The sequence below is a fragment of the Williamsia maris genome (assembly GCF_024171815.1).
Classification (GTDB): Bacteria; Actinomycetota; Actinomycetes; order Mycobacteriales; family Mycobacteriaceae; genus Williamsia_A; species Williamsia_A maris.
Genome location: NZ_JAMTCJ010000003.1, coordinates 670316 through 689724, shown reverse-complemented (window position 1 = coordinate 689724; position 19409 = coordinate 670316). Strand labels below are relative to the sequence as shown.

Here is a 19409-nt window from a genome sequence, read left to right as displayed (position 1 = left end):
TGGGTCTCACGTCCCGAGCAGCATGTGGATCCGACCGCCGTACAGCTGGGCCACGTCGTTGCCGATGGGCGCGAGCGTGATCGTCCCGGAACGGTAGCCGGGCCGGTCGACGGGAATGGTCCGGATCTGTCGGCCGGTGGCCGGATCGAGGATGGTGATCCCGGTCGGGCCGGGGACCAGCAGGTCGCGGCCCATGAGCGCGGCCGGGCCCAGCGTGCCGGGGACCTGGTAGGTCGGTGTCAGCGCGGACGCGTCGAGGATGATCGTGCTCTTGCCGGTGTAGTAACTCAGCAGGCCGTCACGCATCTGCGGGTGGGAGTCGGCAGGCGGTGTCGGGTCGCCGAGCACCTCATGGGAGCTCGTCAGGGTCGCGCCCATGCCGTAGACCTGCAGCTGCGGACCGCGATCGGTCTCCAACGGGCCCGAGGCGCCGACGTACACCGCAACCGCAGACGACGACACGGCGACCACGCGCGGCGGCGGCTCGGCTGTGCCGCTGGTGATGATGCGTGAGCCGCTCTCGTCGACCTTCTCGTCCTTGTCCTGCGCCGCGGCGATGATCGTCAGGCGGTAGCCGGGTTCGTCGCCGCAGCGTTCGATCACCGCGATCTGATCGGCGCCGGTGGCGCTGGAGAGCAGGACGCAGCCCGATCGGGGTTGGGTGCCGGGTTTGACCGGCGCCGACACGCGGCCGTACTCGACGCCGCGCACCATCGACGAACCCCACGACTCGAGCCGTGAATCACCCTGCGAGACAACGTAGTCCGACCCGGACGAGAGAGAGACCGAACTGTCGGCGGCGCTGGCGCGGGTGGCCGCGCGGCGGCCGTCGGATGCGTCGAGTGCGGTGACCTCGCTGCACCCGCGGCTGTTGCGGTAGACCGCGACCACCCGGGGCGAGGACGAGTACGCGCCGATGACACCACAGAGCGGGTCGGCGCGGTGATACCGCCAGCGGACGTCGCCGGAGCCGGGATCGTGGCCGGCGACGGTGCCGTCGTCGGCGGTGACCACGGCGCTGTCGGTGACGACCGTCGATGCGGTGTCCGACGAGTCGGCCTGCCACCCGGAGGTGAACCCGGCCGGGGCCGAGGTCGCGGTGTCGATCGACGGCAGGGGCGCGGCCGCGAAGTCGTCGGAGGCGCGACGCGAGGTGCTCACCCACCAGACGGCCGCGGCGACGAGAGCCACGACCACCACGATCGCGACGACGATCGCGAGATCACCCCGGGTGCGACGCTCGGGCCGGATCCGGACGGACGGGGCGGCCGCCCGCTCGGATTCGGCTCCGGCGTCGCCGCCGGAGCCCGGGGTGCGGAGCCTCACTCGCCCGCGGAACCCACAGATGCCGATGCGTTGCCTGCGGCCGAGTCGCCACCACCGTTGCCGCCGGCGCCACGACGACGACGTCGACGGCGCGGCTTGGACGACCCACCGTCCTCGGTCGTAGTGGTGCTGCGCGTGCCTGCGGTCTCGGTCGTGGTGGCATCGGTGTCGGCTGCGGCACTCGCCGCGGCGGCCCCACCCGAACGGGTCCGACGACGCTGACGATCCGCACGCGGGGCACGCTCCTCGCGCGATTCACGCTTGTCGCCCCCGCCGCGGTTGTCCCCGCCCCGGTTGCCCCCGCCGCGATTGCCGCCACGTCCGTCGCTGTTGCGGCTGTCACCGCCGCGGTCGGTGTAGCTCTCCTTGCGCCGACGATCGCTCTCGGCCTGCGAGATCGCGCCCTCGAGCCGTCCGCTCGTGCCGTCGGCGATGTCGAGGTCCGCGCGCAGGTGCTCGGAGCTGGAGTACGTCTCGACCGGCTCCGGGATGCCCAGGTTCAGGGCATCGTTGATGAGCTTCCACTTGTGCAGCTCGTCCCAGTCGACGAGCGTGACCGCGATGCCGGTACGACCCGCGCGGCCGGTGCGGCCGATGCGGTGCACGTAGGCCTTGTCGTCCTCGGGGCACTGATAGTTGATGACGTGGGTGACGTCGTCGATGTCGATGCCGCGGGCGGCGACGTCGGTCGCCACGATGACGTCGATGCTGCCGTCGCGGAACCGTCCGAGTGCCTTCTCGCGCGCCACCTGACCGAGGTCACCGTGGACGGCGCCGACCTTGAAGCCGCGCTCCTCGAGATCGTCGGCGACCTTCTGTGCGGTCCGCTTGGTGCGGGTGAAGATCATGGTCGCGCCGCGACCCTCGGCCTGCAGGACGCGTGCCACCAGTTCGGCCTTGTCCAGCGCGTGGGCGCGGTAGGCGTACTGCTTGGTCCGGTCGTGGACGGCGGAGTCGCCGGCGTGCTCGGCGCGGATGTGCGTCGGCCGGTTGAGGAAGGTGCGGGCCAGCGTGACGATCGGGCCGGGCATGGTCGCCGAGAACAGCATCGTCTGACGCTGGTCGGGGAGTGACCGCATGATGCGCTCGATGTCGGGCAGGAAGCCCAGGTCGAGCATCTCGTCGGCCTCGTCGAGAACGAGGATCTGCACCTTGCCGAGGATGAGGTGGCCCTGCTGGGCGAGGTCCATCAGGCGTCCGGGCGTGCCCACGACGACGTCGACGCCGGACTGCAGCTCGGCGATCTGCGACTCGTAGGGGCGACCGCCGTAGATCGAGGTGATCGACAGCTTGCGCTTCGGCTTGGGCTGCGGATCGACGTCGATCTTGGCCGCGGCGACCTGCAGGTCACCGGTGACCTGGATGCACAGCTCGCGGGTCGGGACGATGACCAGCGCGCGGGGGGTTCCGTCGAGCGGACGCAGCTTGCCCTCGCTGCCGGGGGCAACCATCGAGATGCGGTGCAGCAGCGGCACTCCGAAGCCCAGGGTCTTGCCCATGCCGGTGCGGGCCTGGCCGATGAGGTCGTCACCGGCCATCGCCAGCGGGAGGGTGAGTTCCTGGATCGCGAAGGTGTTGGTCTTGCCGTCGTCGGCGAGCGCGTCGACGATCTCCTGACGGACGCCGAGCTCGGCGAAGGTCGGGGCGACATGCGTCTCGGTGTCGACGACGGTGGTCTGCGGGGCGTCGCTGTCGGGGGTCTCGGCGACGACGACCACGGTGTCGTCGTCGATGGTCGGGTCGGTGGTCACGCCGGTGGCGGCGGAGTTGTCGGTAGTGATTTCGGTGCCTTCCGATGTTTCGGAGCACGCACGAAAAAGGCTTCACACCGCCGGGGCGAACCGGGGTCCGTGGGCGGGAGCCGAAGTTTCACGGCTCGAGATCGGTCGAGAAGTGCGCGCACATTGTGTGTGACGGCGGGCTCCGGAGGGCTGTTGCTGCCCCCGCGCCAGCGCGTCTGGAAGCGATTGTACGTGGTGAGGGCCCCGTGCCCCGCATTGCACGATTCCCGGGGACGGTGACCCCGCCCCCTGATCACGATCATCTCCTACGATCGGGCCATGTCCTCGACCTCGCCGCACCCCGACGCGCCCCAGATCCCCCAGGACGACCCGGGCATCACGTCGTTGTTCGGTGTGCTGCTGGCCGGCGAGCTCGCCGCCTTCTACCGACTGACCGACGAGGCGCGGATGGCGCCGGACATCCGTGGTCGCGTGGCGATGGCGCAGATGGCCGGCGAGGAGATGGCGCACTTCGAGGTCCTCGCCGACGAGCTGACCCGGCGCGGTCAGGACGTGGTCGACACGGTCACGCACTACCGGCCGATCCTGGACCAGTACCACGGCTCCACCACCCCGAACACGTGGTTGGAGGCGATGGTCAAGGCCTACATCGGCGACGGCCTGGCGGCCGATTTCTACCTCGAGGTGGCGCACACGTTGCCCGCCGACGCCGAGGAGATCGTGCAGCGGGTGATGGCCGAGACCAGTCACTCCGAGTTCGCGTGCGACGAGGTGCGCGCGGCGATCGCCGCCGATCCGTCCCTCGCGTCGCCGCTGCGACTGTGGGGCAGGCGGCTCCTCGGCGAGGCCATCACGCAGGCCCAGCACGTGCTGGCCTCGGAGGAGGAGTTGACCGGTCTGCTGTTCAGCGAGGTCGCCGACTTCACCCGTATCTCGACCTTCTTCGATTCCATCCAGGACCGCCACGCCACGCGCATGGCTCGTCTCGGTCTGGACTAGCCGCGCTCACCGAGCGGTCGGGTGTTCGCCAGCAGCGGATCGGGTGCCGGGCCCGTCGACTCCTGAACTAGCCTTGAAACCATGCGGTCCGAACTCGGATCCGCGAGCACCATGCACACGATGTTGAGGAGAACGAACCGTGACGGTTGACGTGAAGATCGGGATCACCGACAGCTCTCGCGAACTGGTCGTGCAGTCCGACCAGACGAGCGACGAGGTACACGCCGCCGTGGAGTCCGCGCTGTCGGGCAAGGAACAGCTCCTGCGTCTCACCGACGACAAGGGCGCCCGGTACCTCGTGCCGGTCACCAAGATCGCCTACGTCGAGGTCGGCTCCGCCGAGCGGCCGAAGGTCGGTTTCGGCGCGGCCTGAGAGGTCAGGACTCCCCGGAGTCCTTCATGAGCGGAACGTGCGACAAGCCGCCCCACAGCAACTCGACGGTCGTGTCCACGGCCTCGCGCTTGCTGATGGGGCGCTTTGCGTCGAGCCAGTAGCGGGCGTTGACCTGACTGGCGCCGACGAGTCCGGCGGCCAGCATCCGTGAGCGGTAGGGGTCGAGGCCGGAGTCGTGCATGACGAGTCCGTAGACGGCGTCGACGCACGCCTCGGTGGCTCCCTCGACCCGTCGGATCGCCGCGGGGTCGAGGGCGTCGGACTCGAAGATCAGGCGGTAGCCCTGGTGGTCCTGGTCGATGAAGTCGAAGAACGCGTTGACCGCGGCCCACACCCTCATCTTGTTGTTGGTGGTCATCTCCAGCGCCTTGCGCACCTCGACCACCAACGAGTCGGCGTGTTCTTCCAGTACCGCGAGATACAGGTCCAGTTTGCCCGGGAAATGCTGGTAGAGAACGGGTTTGCTGACCCCGGCGTGCACCGCGATCTCGTCCATGCCCGCGGAGTGGTAACCGCGTTCGACGAAGATCTCGCTGGCGGCGTCGAGCAGTTGGACGCGCCGCGCACTGCGCGGCATACGGGTGTTCCGTCGGCTCGCCGAATCGGTTGCGACACGGTCAGAGGAGCCAGGCATGCGTCGACAGTACTCGGTGGGGATCGACGTCACCGGGCGGTGAGGCATGCTGGAGAGGTGTCGACGACCGACCCCGCCGTGACCCGGCCGGGTAGCCACCAGCCGATGTCTGATCCCTCCGATTTCCCGAGGTCGTCGCGACCGCTGCGCGACCTGCTCGCACCCCTGGACCGCGACAGCGACCTGTGGCCGGGCCGCCACGTCGATCTCGATCCCTTCCGGATCCACCTGCGTCGTGTGGCGCGCGGCCCCGACACCGATCCGGCGGTCGCCGGACGCGTGCTCTACGTCCACGGTCTGGGCGGGTCGTCGCTGAACTGGACCGATCTCGGTGAGGTGCTGGCCCCGGTGCTCGACGGGTACGCCATGGACCTGCCCGGCTTCGGGTTCTCCGATCCGCCCGTCGACGGCGGCTACTCGCTGACGATGATGGCCGACTCGGTGATCGCGGTCCTCGAACACCTCGGTGGCGCGCACGTCGTCGGCAACTCGCTCGGCGGGGCCGTCGTCGCACGGGTCGCCGCCGCCCGCCCGGACCTCGTGCACACCCTGACGCTCATCTCGCCGGCGTTCCCCGACCTGCGTCCCCGGGTGCGCAGGCTCTCCTTCATCCCGTTGACGCTGGCCACCGTGCCGCGGGTGGGACCGGCGGTGTTCGGCTACCTCGGCCGCGCGCACCCCGAGCGGCAGGTGGCGCAGACGCTGCGCGAGATCATGGTCCGACCCGAGGTGCTGGGCACCACGCGGATCGCCCAGGCCGTCGAGCACGCCGTCGCCCGCGCTGAACTGCGCTGGGCTCCGGAGGCGTTGTCGCGCAGCCTCAACGCGCTCGTGACGAGCTGGGTGTGGATGTCGGGACGCGATCACTGGCGACGTGCGCGGCAGATCACCGCGCCGACCCTGGTCATCTGGGGCGGCCGCGACAAGTTGGTGAGTTCGGCGATCGCGCCGCGGTTGATCCGGACGATCGCCGGATCGCGACTGGTCATGTTCGGTGCGGTCGGCCACGTCTGCCAGATGGAGATCCCGGTCGAGACCGCCCGCGAGATCGCCCGACACCTCGAGGTGCACCGCCCCTCGACGACCCCGGTCGGCTGAACGAGGCCGCGACACCACCACGGCCGCACCGGCGGTTCGGTTCCCTCAGAACGCCGTTGCCCTGTGAGAAGGTTGATCGGTGAGTACCGCAGGCGGCGGACCCCGCGTTCCCGGCCCGGCCGGCGAACGGTCCACTGATCGGCGCGCCGCCGTGCCCTCCGAACGTGCGCGGACCCGCGAGGGCACGCGATCGTCGTCGCGCCGTGCGCCCGGACAGGCTGCACGTACCCCCCGCGCCTCACAGTCCGGCCCCATCGGCGATCGGAACGCGACCCCCGGCGCCGCACCGCGGACGCGCCCCGGCGACGACCAGCCGTTGCGCGCGCACTGGGACCCGACCGCCGCGGACGTCGGCCGCGCCCCGATGCCCCGCCCGGAACGCAAGACGCAGTCGGCACTCGGTCGTTTCCTGCACACCTACGGCTGGCGTGCCTACGCGATCCCGGTCCTGGTCGTGCTCACCGTCCTGCTGATCGTCGCGACCGTGCGCGACTCGGAGTCCCCGACGCCCGCGTCCCAGACGACGCCGGGCACCGGTGTCCGCAACACCAACGTCAACGCCGCGACCACCGCGATCGGCGCGCCCACGGGTGGGGCGACGGCCACGGTCCTGCCCGCAGGCCAGCTGCCCGCGGGTGGCCCGTTCACCGAGGTGGGCCGCAAGTCGTGGCGGACCATCCCCGGCACCACCGGCGTCGTCGGCAACGCGTCGCGGGTCTACACCTACACCGTCGAGGCCGAGAACGGGCTGGTGCCACAGGATTACGGCAGCGACGCGATCTTCGCGAAACTCGTCGACGCCACCCTCGCGAACCCGAAGAGCTGGACCGGCGACGGTAAGGTCGCGTTCCGCCGGATCGCCTCCGGCAACCCCGACTTCCGGATCTCGCTGACCTCGACGGGCACGACACGCGAGCTGTGCGGTTACCAGATCAAGCTCGAGTCGTCCTGCTACTACCCGCCCGAGGCCCGCGTGACGTTGAACGAGGCCCGCTGGGTCCGCGGCGCGGTGGCCTACCAGGGTGACGACCTGCTCTACCGGCAGTACCAGATCAACCACGAGGTCGGGCACGCCATCGGCTACGAGCAGCACGAGCCCTGCGAGGCCGAGGGGGCGCTGGCGCCGGTGATGATGCAACAGAGCTTCGGTGTCGCCAACAGCGAGATCATGGCGCTGGACCCGGACATGCGCGCCGACCGTGATCTCGTCTGCCGCGCCAACCCCTGGCCGTTCCCCACCCGCTGACCCCCACCCGAGCTCTCCTGACGGTCCCGGCCGGAATTGTCCCGACGGACCGGTCGTTGCAGTAGGGGTGATGTCGTCACGAGCGATGACGCACTCGAGGTGCACCTGGAGGACCCGATGTCGACACTTCCACCGCTGGTCGAACCCGCCGCCGATCTGAGTCGCGAGGAGGTCGCCCGCTACAGCAGGCACCTGATCATCCCGGACGTCGGCATGGACGGACAGAAGCGGCTGAAGAACGCGCGGGTGCTGGTGATCGGCGCCGGGGGACTCGGATCCCCGACGCTGCTCTATCTCGCCGCCGCCGGTGTCGGCACGATCGGCATCGTCGAGTTCGACGAGGTCGACGAGTCGAACCTGCAGCGACAGGTTATCCACGGCCAGTCCGACATCGGACGGTCGAAGGCGGAGAGCGCGCGCGACTCGATCACCGAGATCAACCCGTTCGTCGACGTCGAGCTCCACGAGTTCCGTCTCGAACCCGACAACGCGATCGAGCTGTTCAGTCGCTACGACCTGATCCTCGACGGCACCGACAACTTCGCGACCCGCTACCTCGTCAACGACGCCGCGGTGATCGCCCACAAGCCGTACGTGTGGGGCTCGATCTACCGCTTCGAGGGCCAGGCGTCGGTGTTCTGGGAGGACGCCCCCGACGGGCGCGGGCTGAACTACCGCGACCTCTACCCGCAGGCCCCGCCGCCGGGGATGGTCCCGTCGTGCGCCGAGGGCGGCGTGCTCGGCATCCTGTGCGCCTCGATCGGGTCGATCATGGGGACCGAGGCGATCAAGCTCATCACCGGCATCGGCGAGACGCTGCTCGGTCGGCTGATGGTCTACGACGCGCTCGACATGGAGTACCGGACCATCCGCATCCGCAAGGACCCCGAGGCCGAACCGATCACCGGACTCATCGACTACGAGGCGTTCTGTGGCGTGGTCTCGGCCGAGGGCTCCGACGCCGCGTCGGGCTCGACGCTCACCGCGATCGAACTCAAGGAGAAGATCGACGCGGGGGAGCGCTTCACGCTGATCGACGTCCGCGAGCCGGTGGAGTGGGACATCGTCCACATCGACGGTGCGACGCTGATCCCCAAGGGGGAGTTCGAGTCCGGTGCCGGGCTGGCCAAGCTGCCCCACGATCGTCCCGTCGTCCTCTACTGCAAGACCGGTATCCGCTCGGCCGAGGCGCTCGCCGCGGTGAAACGAGCCGGCTTCACCGACGCCCAGCACCTGCAGGGCGGCGTGATGTCGTGGGCCAGGCAGATCGACCCGTCGCTCCCGGTCTACTGACCCCCGGCGCGCTCACGCGGGCACTACGGTGACCAGGTGAGCACGCCCGGATCCGACACGCCGTCCGCCACCGACGCGGTCGTGTTCGCCTCCGCGCGCGGTCGCTGGGTGGTCGCCTGCGCCGTGCTCGGGTCAGGCATGGTGATGCTCGACGGCACCGTCGTCAACGTCGCGCTGCCGAAGATCGGTGAGGAGTTCGGCGTCGGTCTCGCGCCGCTGCAGTGGACTGTCACCTCGTACATGTTGACGCTGTCCGCGCTGATCCTGCTGGGCGGTTCGCTGGGCGATCGACTCGGTCGGCGCCGGGTGTTCGTGATCGGGGTGGTGTGGTTCGCCGCGTCGTCGCTGCTCAGCGGCCTGGCCCCGAACGTTGTCGTGCTCGTCGCCGCCCGCGCACTGCAGGGGATCGGCGGCGCGCTGCTGACGCCCGGGTCGTTGTCGATGATCCAGTCGTCGCTGCGTCGTTCGGATCGGGCGCGGGCCATCGGTGTGTGGTCGGGACTCGGTGGTGTCGCGGCCGCCGTCGGCCCGTTCCTCGGTGGATGGCTCGCCGATGGCCCCGGGTGGCGCTGGGCCTTCCTCATCAACGTCCCGGTCGCGGTGGTGTGCGTGTTCGTCGCGATCCGCCACGTACCGGAGACCCGCGATCCGGACGCGCACGGCCCCTTCGACTTCGGGGGTTCGGTCGTCGGTGCGTTCGCCCTGGCGTGCGCGACCTTCGCCCTCATCCGGGCCGCGGCCGGTGGCTCGGCGATCGAGATCGGTGGCGTCGCGCTGGCGGCGGTGGTCTTCGGCGTGGCCTTCGTGACCGTCGAACGACGCATCGCCAACCCGATGATCCCCACCGACATCTTCGCGTCGCGTCCGTTCACCGTCATCAACGTGATGACGTTCGCGGTGTACGCCGCGTTCGGTGGGTACTTCTTCATCGCCGCGCTGCAGTTGCAGGTGGTGTCGGGGTACTCGGCGTTCTGGGCAGGCGCGGCCCTCACCCCCGCGACGATCCTGATGCTGTTGTTCTCCGCGCGGTCGGGTGCCTTCGCCGCCCGGATCGGGCCGCGCGCCCCGCTCACGGTCGGCGCGCTGTTCTGCGCGGCAGGCCTGTTGCTGATGCTGCGCATCGGTCCGCACGCGTTCTACCCGACCGATGTATTGCCGGGCGCCCTGGTACTCGGCGTCGGGATGGTGTTGCTGGTCGCGCCGTTGACGGCGACCGTCCTCGACGCCGCGAGCGACGAGCACTCCGGGGTGGCCAGCGGCGTCAACAACGCGGTGGCGCGCGCCGCCGGCCTGCTCTCGGTCGCGGCCATCCCGCTGATCACCGGTACGTCGGCGAACGCAGGTCTCGGCGCCGGGTTCGACGACACCTTCACCCGCGCCATCCCCGTCTTCGCGGCGCTGCTGCTCGCGGCCGCCGCCCTGTCCTGGGTGGGTCTGCGGCCGACACCGCCGCGCCGGGCCCGGATCCACCGACCGGAACATCCCATTCCGTCGAAATGACGACGACCGCACCGTGCACCCTCCCCGCCTCGGAGCGGTCGGGTCGGTAATCTCAGGAACGTGAATGCCCCGGATCCGCCCGACCACGTCATCGCGACGTTCGGTCTCACCGGGTCGACGCCGATCGCGTTGACCCGCGAGTGGGAAGGCGGATGGCGCATCGGCGAGGTGGTGCTGTCCCTCGTCCCCGACCACGCCCGCGCGGCCTGGTCGGCGAAGATCCGCGAGGACCTCTACGTCGACGGTGTCCGGGTGGCGCGGCCACTGCGCGGCACCGACGGACGCTATGTCGTCTCCGGGTGGCGCGCCGACACCTACATCGCCGGCTCGCCGGAGCCCCGCCACGACGAGGTCGTGTCGTTGGCCAACCGGCTGCACCAGGTGACCGCCGACCTCGAACGTCCCCGGTTCCTGCTGCAACCCCCGGCGCCGCCTTACACCGACGTCGACGTGTTCAACGCCGCGGACCGGGCGGCCTGGGAGGACACCCCGATGCGATCGGCGCGGGCCGCCGGTTTCGGTGATCCGACCTCCCCGGACGGGGTCAAGAGCATCGAGATGCTCAAAACCCTTGCCACCCTCCGCTTGCCGGTGAAGTCACCGTCGCAGCTCGTGCACGGCGATCTCTTCGGCACGGTCCTGTTCGCCGGTGCTGCCGCGCCCGGCATCACCGACCTGGTGCCGTACTGGCGGCCCGCGTCGTGGGCCGCGGCCGTCGTCGTAGTCGACGCGTTGGCGTGGGGCGGGGCCGACGAGGAACTCGTGGAACGCTGGGCCGATCAGCCCGAGTGGCCGCAGATGATGTTGCGCGCGGTGATGTTCCGACTCGCCGTGCACGCGTTGCATCCACGGTCGTCCTCCGGAGCGCTGACCGGTCTGTCGCACGTCGTCGACGTCGTGCGCCTCATGCTCTAGCGGACGACCCCTCGTACGCCCGCCCCTGCTCGCTGCCGTACCCCACACTCCCGTGTCGGGCCCTCGTTTCCCCGTGTTGGGCCGTTGCTCCCGCGCGTCGGGCCCTGGTACTCGCGTGTTGGGCCGTTGTTGCGCCCCGGTGGGCCGCAGCGCGATCGCGAGACCCGCTACGGCCCATCAGATGCGGACGTCGGCCCAACACGGTGGAACGTCGGCCCAACACGGAGGAACGTCGGCCCAACACGGGGTGGGTGCGACGCCGTTTCAGCGCAGCGACACCGTCGTGCCGCCGGAGAACACCGAGTCGTGCAGATCGATCGACGCCGGCGTCGTGCCGGTGGGGACGTCGTAGACGATCGTCACGTCGAGGCTGTTGCCCGGGTTGATCTGCTCGTAGAAGATCGCGCCGTCGTTGAACGAGATGGTCGCCCCGGTGTCGGCCGAGAGCTGCGACCCGGACGGGGTCACCAACTTCTGCGCCGTCACGTCGAGGCTCTGCGCCTCGTCACCGGTGTTGCGGACGGTCAGGTCGACGAGCGTGTAGGTGCCCTGTGCGCGCTCCTGCAGGAACTCCGGTCCGACGGTGGTGCCGCCGTCGCGCACGGCGCGGACGGTGAACTCGAACTTGCCGTCACGCGCCGGACGGCCGATGCCCGGCAGCGCACTCGCCGGTGCCTTCTCCGACGGGGCCGCGGCCGAGCCGTTCCCCGCACTCGCCGAGGCGCCGGCCGCATCGGTGGCGGTGTCGCCACCGCCGGAGTTCCCGCCGCCGCTGGTGGCGACCGAGACCACCACGATGACCGCGACGAGACCGCCGAGACCGGTGAGGATCTTGTGTCGGGAGAACCAGTTCTTCTTCGGGGCGGGCGGCGGCGGTGCCCCATAGGGACTCTGGCCGTAGGGGTTCGGGGGCGGGGGGTTCTGATTCATGGGGTTCCTCTCGCGACGGTGTCGGACGACACCACCAGCAGACCCCGCCGACCACTGCCCGCGCCTCGGCCGAGCGGTCGGGGCGTCTCCTCCTTCCGGTCGGGAGAAAGCGCCCGATCGACCGATCACGTGATGTCCGTCGCTACCCGTACTGTCCCCACCATGACGGCGGTGAACCCATGAGTGCGAGGCCGGTCGCCGGCCCCAACGCGACCCTGCGCCGCCGCGCCGCGACCACCGGTGTGGTGGCGCTGAGCCTGTTCTGCACCCTGATGACGGCCGGCCTGTCAGGGATCTCGGGCACCCCCGGCTGGAACATCGCGTTCGGTTGCGTACTCAATCTGGTGGCCGGTGTCGGGCTCGTGTGGCGCCACCGCTCTCCCTGGGCGGTTCTCGCCGTGGCGGTCGTCGGCCCGTTGTTCTTCTCCACCGACGCGACCGCGGCCCTGGTCGCTTTGTATGCGGTGGCCTGCGCTTTCCGTGATCGACGGCTGCTCATCGCATCGCTCGCGGTCTACGCGGCGTGCGTGGTGTCACTGACCTACGACGCCTTCCGTCGTCGTGACTACTCCGTTCTCACCATGGGTGTCGACGGTCCGCGATACGACGGCGGTCCGGACACGTCCGCCGTGCCCATCCCGGAATGGGATGTCCCGGTGTGGGTCCCGTTCCTGGTCGCTGCGGCGTTGGTGGGGGCGGTCCTCTCGCTCGCGCTGTTGCGCCGGGCGCAGTCCGACCTCGTATCCGTGTCGTCGACGCTCGACCGCACCACGAAGGAGTCCGTGGTCATCCGTGAGGAGATGATCCTGGCCGCCGAACGTGCCCGGATCGCCCGGGACATGCACGACACCCTCGCCGCGACGTTGAGCCGTATCTCGTTGACCGCAGGCGGTTTACAGGTGAGCAGCGCCGACGGTCCGGAGCGGGTCGCCAACACCGCGTCACTGATCCAGAAGACGGCCCACGACGGACTCGACGAACTCAAGCGGATCATCGGAGTCCTGCGGGGCGAGGGCGACCCCGGCCGGCCCACCGGTAGTCAGAACCTCGACGGGGTGGCCGACCTCGTGGGCTCGGCGCGGAATGCGGGCGTGCGCGCCGTCCTCGTCGTCGACGTCGCGCCGGGCCGGGTGGGCCATCTGTGCAGCCACGTCACCTACCGCGTCGTACGGGAGTCGTTGACCAACGCCCAGCGGCACGCTCACGGCACCCCCGTGTCGGTGGTGGTCCGAGGGGACCCCGCGACCGGCGTCCGGGTCGAGGTGCGCAATCCGATGGCCCGCACCCTCGTGCATGTCGGCGGCACCGGGACCGGACTACAGGGTGTCGCCGAGGAGATCCGGCAGGTCGGTGGGACATTCGATGCCCGCGAATGGGCGGGGGAGTTCGTGGTGACCGCCTGGTTGCCCTGGCACAGCTAGCCACCGATGTCGGTCGGTGCGTCTACCATTCGCACACCATGACCTCACCACCGGAGATCGCCGTACTCGTCGTCGACGACGACCCCATGGTCCGCCGCGGTGTCACCGATATCTTCGGGGCCACCACCGACATCCGTGTCGTCGCCGGGGTCGACGACGGCGACCAGGTCCTCGACGCGGTGGCCACCCACCGACCCGACGTCGTCCTGATGGACCTGAAGATGAAGCGGCTCGGCGGTCTCGAGGCCACCGCGGCGCTGATGACGCTGGCGGCGCCGCCGAAGGTCATCGCCATGACGTCGATGGACCTCGACGACGTGGTCACCGCATCGATCGCGGCCGGTGCCCACAGCTTCCTGCGCAAGGACGAGGCGCCGGAGACGTTCCATCAGGCGGTCCGTGTCGTGGCGGCGGGCAACACCCTGTTCAGCCTGGAGTCGCTCCGCGAGCTCGTCGGGCGCGAACGTCGGCCCGTTCCCGCGACGGCGCTGCGCTCACTCACCCCGCGTGAGCGCGAGGTGCTGATCGAGTTGGCCTCGGGCGCGACCAACGGCGAGATCGCCGGTCGGCTCTATCTCGGTCAGACGACGGTGAAGTCGCACGTCTCGGCGATCTCGACCAAGCTCGGCACCCGCAACCGGGTGGAGATCGCGATCGAGGCGTTCCGCGCCGGCGTCGTCGTCTGACGCCCTCGCGTCAGCTACCGAAGCAGAACGGGAAGCACGGTCCGGGGTAGCTGATGGTGACCTGCGAGCCCGACGGGGTGAACACGGGCGACGGGACGCCCGGGAAGCTGGAGCCCCCGCCACCGCCGCCGTTGCCGAATCCTGCTGAGCCGCCGAAGAAACCGCCGCCTCCGCCGCCGCCCGCACCGACAGCCTTCCCGCCGAAGCCGAACCCGCCCACACCGGACCGGCCGGCCGGGGTCGCGGGGTTGGACAGCCCGCCGGGGCCACCGCCGGCCGCGCCGTTGTTGCTGTTGCTCTCACCCGGGCGCCCGCCGTCGCCGCCGCGGCTCGCAGCGGTCGTACCGCCGGCGCCTCCGGCGACGATCAGCCGCGACTTGAGGGACTGGAACGACGATGCGGGACCGCCGACCGTGCGTACGTCGCTCGCGCCGCCGCCACCCGCGGGGCGGCCTGCGCCGCCGCCGTTGTAGCCGCCGAGGGCGAGCTGTCCGAACTGCTTGGCCGTCTGGCCACCGCCACCGACGTAGACGAACAGACGCTGTCCGCCGCGAGCGGGGATGTAGGTGGTGATCTTCGACGCGACCGTGGGTCGGCCCTGGATCGCGCCGCCGCCGCGGGCGCCGGTCGCGGTGACCAGCACGCGGTTGAGGCCGCGCGGGACGACGAAGGTCTGCGAGGTACCGGTGTAGGTGAAGGTGCACCGGACGGTGGCCTGGAACGGCGCCTGCGTGCACCCTGCGGGCAGCGCGGCGGCCGCGGGGCCGACCCCGAGGATCGTTCCGGCGAGGGCGATGACGCCGGCACCTGCGACAGCGACGACACGATTTCTGATCATGAACCCCAACCCTGGTGTGTTTCGGTGGTGAGCTAGCTCACCGTACGTCAAGGAACGATAACGGATCGGTGATTCCGGTCCGCAGGTCACTCGCCGGAACGCGCGATGTGAGCGCCGCGCCGGTCCGGCGTCTCACTCGGGTCCGTGCACCGGGGTGAGCAACTTGTGACCACCAGGACACGCGCTGACAAGTCGACGCAACACCGGCTTCCTACGGTTGCGCCATCAACCGACGCCACGTCGGTCCGACGCGGTGCTCCCACCGCGTCACGCAGCAGCGCGGACGAAAGGCAACGGCGTGACCACACCAGCCAGCACCCGGAAGCACTACATCACCGACTGGGATCCCGAGGACCGTGAGGCCTGGGACAACGGAAACGCGAAGATCGCCAACCGGAACCTGATCTGGTCGGTGATCTGCGAACACGTCGGCTTCTCCGTCTGGTCCCTGTTCTCCGTCCTGGCGCTGTTCATGGGACCGACCTACGGCATCTCGCTCGACCAGAAGTTCGTCATCGCGGCCACCGCCACCTTCTTCGGCGCCTGCCTGCGGATCCCGTACACCCAGGCGACCGCCAAATTCGGCGGACGCAACTGGGCCATCTTCAGTGCCATCGTCCTGCTGATCCCCACGGGTCTGACGATGATGCTGATGCTCAACCCGGGCGACTTCGGGTTCGGCTGGTTCCTGTTCGTCGCGGCGCTCACCGGCCTCGGCGGCGGCAACTTCGCCTCGTCGATGACCAACATCAACGCCTTCTTCCCGCAGCGTCTCAAGGGCTGGGCGCTGGGTCTCAACGCCGGCGGCGGAAACATCGGTGTCCCCGCGGTGCAGCTCATCGGTCTGCTGGTCATCTGGCTGGCCGCCGACCGCCCCGAGATCGTCTGCGCCATCTACCTCGTCGCGCTGGCCCTCGCCGGCGTCGGTGCGGCCGTCTTCATGGACAACCTCGACCACCAGACGTCGAGCGCCAAGGCGATGGTCGACTGCCTCAAGTACCGCGACACCTGGCTGATCTCACTGCTCTACATCGGTACGTTCGGCTCGTTCATCGGCTTCGGCTTCGCGTTCAGCCAGGTCCTCAACATCAGCTTCACCGCCAACGGCGCCGACAAGCCCGCACTCGCGGCGGCGCAGATCGCATGGCTCGGACCGCTGCTGGGGTCGTTGGCCCGTCCCGTCGGCGGCAGGCTGGCCGACAAGGTCGGTGGCGGACGCGTCACGATGTACTGCTTCGTCGCGATGGTCGCTTCGTCGTCGATCCTGGTGATCGCAGGCATGTCCGCCGATGCGAACAACCACCGGATCGGTGGCGCGGAGCTGACCGGGTTCATCGTCGGCTTCATCCTGCTGTTCCTGATCTCCGGCGTCGCCAACGGCTCGGTCTACAAGATCATCCCGGCCGTGTTCGAGGCCAAGGCGCAGGCGAACAAGGGTCTCAACGCGCTCGGCAAGGTCACCTGGTCGCGCTCGATGTCGGGTGCGCTCATCGGTATCGCCGGTGCCTTCGGCGGACTCGGCGGCGTGGCGATCAACCTGGTGCTGCGTGAGAGCTACAAGGCCCACAAGTCGGCCACCACGGCGTTCTGGATCTTCCTCGCCTTCTACGTCATCGCCGGCGTCGTCACCTGGTGGTTCTACGCCCGCAACGAGCGATCCGACCGCGCACTCGCACCCGAGTCGGTCGACTCGCCGTCGGCGTCGGCCAGTCCCGCGGCGACCGTCACCTAGTCCGACACGGCCTGGTCGAGGCCGTATCGAGCACCGCACAGTGTTGTACCGAGAGGATTGTTGTGAGCACCAAAACCGTTGTCGTGGTCGGTCATGGCATGGTAGGCCACCGTTTCGTCCAGAATCTGCGGACGCGTGACGCCACCGATCAGTGGCGGGTGGTGGTGCTCTGCGAGGAACCCGACGCGGCGTACGACCGCGTCGGTCTGTCCTCCTACGTCAGCGGATGGGATCGCAGCGCGCTCGCGTTGGCCGGCAACGACTACCTCGGCGACGACCTCGTCACCGTGCGACTGGGGGAGTCGGCCGCGTCGATCGACCGGGCGGGGCACACGGTCACCACCGCCACGGGCGGCGAGATCGTCTACGACGCTTTGGTTCTGGCCACCGGCTCGTACCCGTTCGTGCCGCCCATCCCCGGCAAGGACACCGAGGGATGCTTCGTCTACCGCACCCTCGACGATCTCGACGCGATCCGCACGGCCGCGCAGGCGGCGGGGCCGGGTGCGACGGGCGTCGTCGTCGGCGGTGGTCTGCTGGGTCTCGAGGCGGCCAACGCACTCAAGCTGATGGGGCTGGTCCCGCACGTGGTGGAGTTCGCGCCGCGCCTGATGCCGCTGCAGGTCGACTCCGGTGGCGGGGCGCTGCTCGAGAGCCTGGTCACCGAACTGGGGTTGACCGTGCACACGGGGGTGTCCACGACCTCGGTGCAGACGGCGCCCTCGGGCGGGCTGACGGTGACGTTGAGCGACGACTCGACCATCGACGCCGGACTGCTCGTGTTCTCGGCGGGCGTGCGACCGCGTGACGAACTCGCCAGGGCCGCCGGCGTCGGCGTGGGGGAGCGCGGCGGTGTCCTCACCGACAGTGTCTGCCGCACCGACGATCCCGACATCTTCGCGATCGGCGAGGTCGCCGCGGTCGAAGGTCGGTGCTACGGCCTGGTGGCGCCCGGTTACAGCACCGCCGAGGTCGTCGTCGACCAGTTGCTCGGGGGATCGACCACGTTCGCCGGTGCGGACATGTCGACCAAACTCAAGCTGCTCGGTGTCGACGTCGCCAGCTTCGGTGACGCGATGGGCGTCACCGAGGGAGCGCTCGAGATCGTCTACAGCGACCCGGTCGCGGGCACCTACGCCAAGGTCGTCGTCTCCGACGACGCGCGGACGCTACTGGGAGGCATCCTGGTCGGCGACGCCGACGCCTACGCGATGCTCAAGCCCATGGTCGGCAGCGAGATCCCCGGCGACCCCGGCGATCTGATCGCGCCGTCGTCCTCGGGGACGGCGATCGGCCTGTCGGCGTTGCCCGACGCGGCCGAGATCTGCTCGTGCAACGCGGTGTCGAAGGGGGCCATCTGCTCGGCCATCGCCGACGGCGCGTGTGACGTCGGAGCGGTCAAGTCGGTGACGTGCGCGGGCACCACCTGCGGTGGCTGCCTCCCCAGCATCAAGAAGCTGCTCGCCGAATCCGGTGTGGTGCTCAGCAAGTCGCTCTGTGAGCACTTCGTACAGTCGCGCTCGGAGCTCTTCGAGATCGTCGCCGCCACCGGTGTCCGGACGTTCTCCGGACTCATCGAGCAGTACGGGACCGGAACCGGTTGCGACATCTGCAAACCCACCGTCGCGTCCATCCTCGCCTCGACCTCCAGCGACCACATCCTCGACGGTGAACAGGCCGCGCTGCAGGACACCAACGACCACTTCCTGGCGAACCTGCAGAAGAACGGCTCCTACTCGGTGGTGCCGCGGATGCCCGGCGGCGAGGTCACCGCCGACCAGTTGATCGTGATCGGTCAGGTGGCCAAGGACTTCGGGCTCTACACCAAGATCACCGGTGGGCAACGCATCGACATGTTCGGCGCCCGCGTCGAACAGCTGCCGCAGATCTGGCGCCGACTCGTCGACGCCGGGATGGAATCGGGGCAGGCCTACGGCAAGAGCCTGCGCACGGTGAAGAGCTGCGTCGGGACGAGCTGGTGTCGCTACGGGGTCCAGGACTCGGTGGCGATGGCCGTGCGGCTCGAGCAGCGCTACCGCGGACTGCGGTCGCCGCACAAGATCAAGTTCGGGGTGTCCGGCTGCGCCCGCGAGTGCGCCGAGGCCCGGGGCAAGGACGTCGGCGTGATCGCGACCGAATCCGGCTGGAACCTCTACGTGGCAGGCAACGGCGGTCAGAGTCCGGTGCACGCCCAGCAGCTGGCCTCCGGCCTCGACGACGAGACCCTCATCGCCTACATCGACCGCTACCTGATGTTCTACATCCGCACCGCGGACCGCCTGCAGCGCACTGCGCCGTGGTTGGACTCCCTGGAGGGTGGTCTCGACCACCTCCGTGACGTCGTGTGCGACGACAGCCTCGGCATCTGTGCCCAACTCGAGGAGGCGATGGACGCCCACGTCGCGGGCTATCGCGACGAGTGGTCGGCGGTGCTCGAGGACGACGAGAAGCTCAAGCGGTTCGTCTCGTTCGTCAACGCACCCGACGAGTCCGATCCGACCATCGGCTTCGACGACTCGTCGGGGCGCAAGGTGCCCGTTCTGCTCGGATCACCGACCGTCCCGGCGAGGTCGTGACCCGGCCACAGCGAACCCACCTGGCGGTTTACCGCCAACCGACACGGGCGAAACACCCCATTCACATCTGCTGACCACA

General features: G+C 69.6%; 16 protein-coding genes. 11 read left to right on the top strand and 5 right to left on the bottom strand.

Annotated features, from left to right (window positions below; translation table 11 throughout):
• Nucleotides 1-6 precede the first annotated feature (6 nt).
• Nucleotides 7-1326, bottom strand: a complete 1320-nt coding sequence (locus LX13_RS16695) for an Rv3212 family protein (RefSeq protein WP_253662411.1) — start codon at nucleotides 1324-1326, stop codon at nucleotides 7-9.
• A complete protein-coding gene (locus tag LX13_RS16690) occupies nucleotides 1323-3044 on the bottom strand; it encodes a DEAD/DEAH box helicase (protein ID WP_253662802.1) in 1722 nt (573 codons plus the stop codon). Before LX13_RS16690 ends, LX13_RS16695 begins: the two co-directional genes overlap by 4 nt.
• Nucleotides 3045-3386: 342 nt before the next feature.
• On the opposite strand from LX13_RS16690, the gene LX13_RS16685 reads away from it, so the two are divergent.
• Together LX13_RS16685 and LX13_RS16680 are read left to right on the top strand one after the other, a co-directional pair.
• Complete coding sequence (locus tag LX13_RS16685; protein WP_253662410.1) at nucleotides 3387-4067, top strand: ferritin-like fold-containing protein; 681 nt, start codon at nucleotides 3387-3389, stop codon at nucleotides 4065-4067.
• 139 nt (nucleotides 4068-4206) lie between these two features.
• The gene (locus LX13_RS16680; protein ID WP_253662409.1) at nucleotides 4207-4440 is read left to right on the top strand and encodes a DUF3107 domain-containing protein; all 234 of its coding nucleotides are present in this window, start codon (nucleotides 4207-4209) and stop codon (nucleotides 4438-4440) included.
• A gap of 4 nt (nucleotides 4441-4444) precedes the next feature.
• Here the strand turns inward: LX13_RS16680 and fasR are convergent, their stop codons facing one another.
• Complete coding sequence (fasR, locus tag LX13_RS16675) at nucleotides 4445-5095, bottom strand: HTH-type transcriptional activator FasR (protein WP_253662408.1); 651 nt, start codon at nucleotides 5093-5095, stop codon at nucleotides 4445-4447.
• 105 nt (nucleotides 5096-5200) lie between these two features.
• On the opposite strand from fasR, the gene LX13_RS16670 reads away from it, so the two are divergent.
• The 5 genes from LX13_RS16670 to LX13_RS16650 all read left to right on the top strand — a co-directional run bounded on the left by LX13_RS16670 (nucleotide 5201) and on the right by LX13_RS16650 (nucleotide 11147).
• The gene (locus tag LX13_RS16670; protein ID WP_253662407.1) at nucleotides 5201-6193 is read left to right on the top strand and encodes an alpha/beta fold hydrolase; all 993 of its coding nucleotides are present in this window, start codon (nucleotides 5201-5203) and stop codon (nucleotides 6191-6193) included.
• Between the two features lie 253 nt (nucleotides 6194-6446).
• A complete protein-coding gene (locus LX13_RS16665; protein ID WP_253662801.1) occupies nucleotides 6447-7439 on the top strand; it encodes a DUF3152 domain-containing protein in 993 nt (330 codons plus the stop codon).
• Nucleotides 7440-7556: 117 nt separating this feature from the next.
• Nucleotides 7557-8732, top strand: a complete 1176-nt coding sequence (gene moeZ, locus LX13_RS16660) for an adenylyltransferase/sulfurtransferase MoeZ (RefSeq protein ID WP_253662406.1) — start codon at nucleotides 7557-7559, stop codon at nucleotides 8730-8732.
• 36 nt (nucleotides 8733-8768) lie between these two features.
• On the top strand, nucleotides 8769-10232 hold the full coding sequence (locus LX13_RS16655) for an MFS transporter (protein ID WP_253662405.1): 1464 nt from the start codon (nucleotides 8769-8771) through the stop codon (nucleotides 10230-10232).
• A gap of 60 nt (nucleotides 10233-10292) precedes the next feature.
• On the top strand, nucleotides 10293-11147 hold the full coding sequence (locus LX13_RS16650; RefSeq protein ID WP_253662404.1) for a TIGR02569 family protein: 855 nt from the start codon (nucleotides 10293-10295) through the stop codon (nucleotides 11145-11147).
• Nucleotides 11148-11411: 264 nt separating this feature from the next.
• On the opposite strand, the gene LX13_RS16645 is transcribed toward LX13_RS16650, so the two are convergent.
• Nucleotides 11412-12077: a DUF4352 domain-containing protein gene (locus LX13_RS16645; RefSeq protein ID WP_253662403.1), complete on the bottom strand. Its 666-nt coding sequence runs from the start codon at nucleotides 12075-12077 to the stop codon at nucleotides 11412-11414.
• A gap of 179 nt (nucleotides 12078-12256) precedes the next feature.
• On the opposite strand from LX13_RS16645, the gene LX13_RS16640 reads away from it, so the two are divergent.
• Together LX13_RS16640 and LX13_RS16635 are read left to right on the top strand one after the other, a co-directional pair.
• On the top strand, nucleotides 12257-13498 hold the full coding sequence (locus tag LX13_RS16640) for a sensor histidine kinase (RefSeq protein WP_253662402.1): 1242 nt from the start codon (nucleotides 12257-12259) through the stop codon (nucleotides 13496-13498).
• A gap of 38 nt (nucleotides 13499-13536) precedes the next feature.
• Complete coding sequence (locus LX13_RS16635; RefSeq protein ID WP_253662401.1) at nucleotides 13537-14184, top strand: response regulator; 648 nt, start codon at nucleotides 13537-13539, stop codon at nucleotides 14182-14184.
• 10 nt (nucleotides 14185-14194) lie between these two features.
• Here the strand turns inward: LX13_RS16635 and LX13_RS16630 are convergent, their stop codons facing one another.
• Nucleotides 14195-15022, bottom strand: a complete 828-nt coding sequence (locus LX13_RS16630) for a glycine-rich protein (RefSeq protein ID WP_301301288.1) — start codon at nucleotides 15020-15022, stop codon at nucleotides 14195-14197.
• Nucleotides 15023-15320: 298 nt separating this feature from the next.
• Here LX13_RS16630 and LX13_RS16625 point away from each other — a divergent pair, with 298 nt between their 5' ends.
• Together LX13_RS16625 and nirB are read left to right on the top strand one after the other, a co-directional pair.
• Nucleotides 15321-16754: a nitrate/nitrite transporter gene (locus LX13_RS16625; protein ID WP_253662400.1), complete on the top strand. Its 1434-nt coding sequence runs from the start codon at nucleotides 15321-15323 to the stop codon at nucleotides 16752-16754.
• Nucleotides 16755-16816: 62 nt separating this feature from the next.
• Nucleotides 16817-19330 (top strand): nitrite reductase large subunit NirB, encoded by a 2514-nt coding sequence (gene nirB / locus LX13_RS16620; protein WP_372499924.1) that lies wholly within the window; start codon nucleotides 16817-16819, stop codon nucleotides 19328-19330.
• Nucleotides 19331-19409 lie beyond the last annotated feature (79 nt).

Coding starts and splice junctions, on each gene's coding strand:
- LX13_RS16685 (WP_253662410.1), top strand. CDS start 3,387: ATGTCCTCGACCTCGCCGCACCCCGACGCGCCCCAGATCCCCCAGGAC.
- fasR (WP_253662408.1), bottom strand. CDS start 5,095: ATGCCTGGCTCCTCTGACCGTGTCGCAACCGATTCGGCGAGCCGACGG.
- LX13_RS16670 (WP_253662407.1), top strand. CDS start 5,201: ATGTCTGATCCCTCCGATTTCCCGAGGTCGTCGCGACCGCTGCGCGAC.
- moeZ (WP_253662406.1), top strand. CDS start 7,557: ATGTCGACACTTCCACCGCTGGTCGAACCCGCCGCCGATCTGAGTCGC.
- LX13_RS16645 (WP_253662403.1), bottom strand. CDS start 12,077: ATGAATCAGAACCCCCCGCCCCCGAACCCCTACGGCCAGAGTCCCTAT.
- LX13_RS16640 (WP_253662402.1), top strand. CDS start 12,257: ATGAGTGCGAGGCCGGTCGCCGGCCCCAACGCGACCCTGCGCCGCCGC.
- LX13_RS16635 (WP_253662401.1), top strand. CDS start 13,537: ATGACCTCACCACCGGAGATCGCCGTACTCGTCGTCGACGACGACCCC.
- LX13_RS16630 (WP_301301288.1), bottom strand. CDS start 15,022: ATGATCAGAAATCGTGTCGTCGCTGTCGCAGGTGCCGGCGTCATCGCC.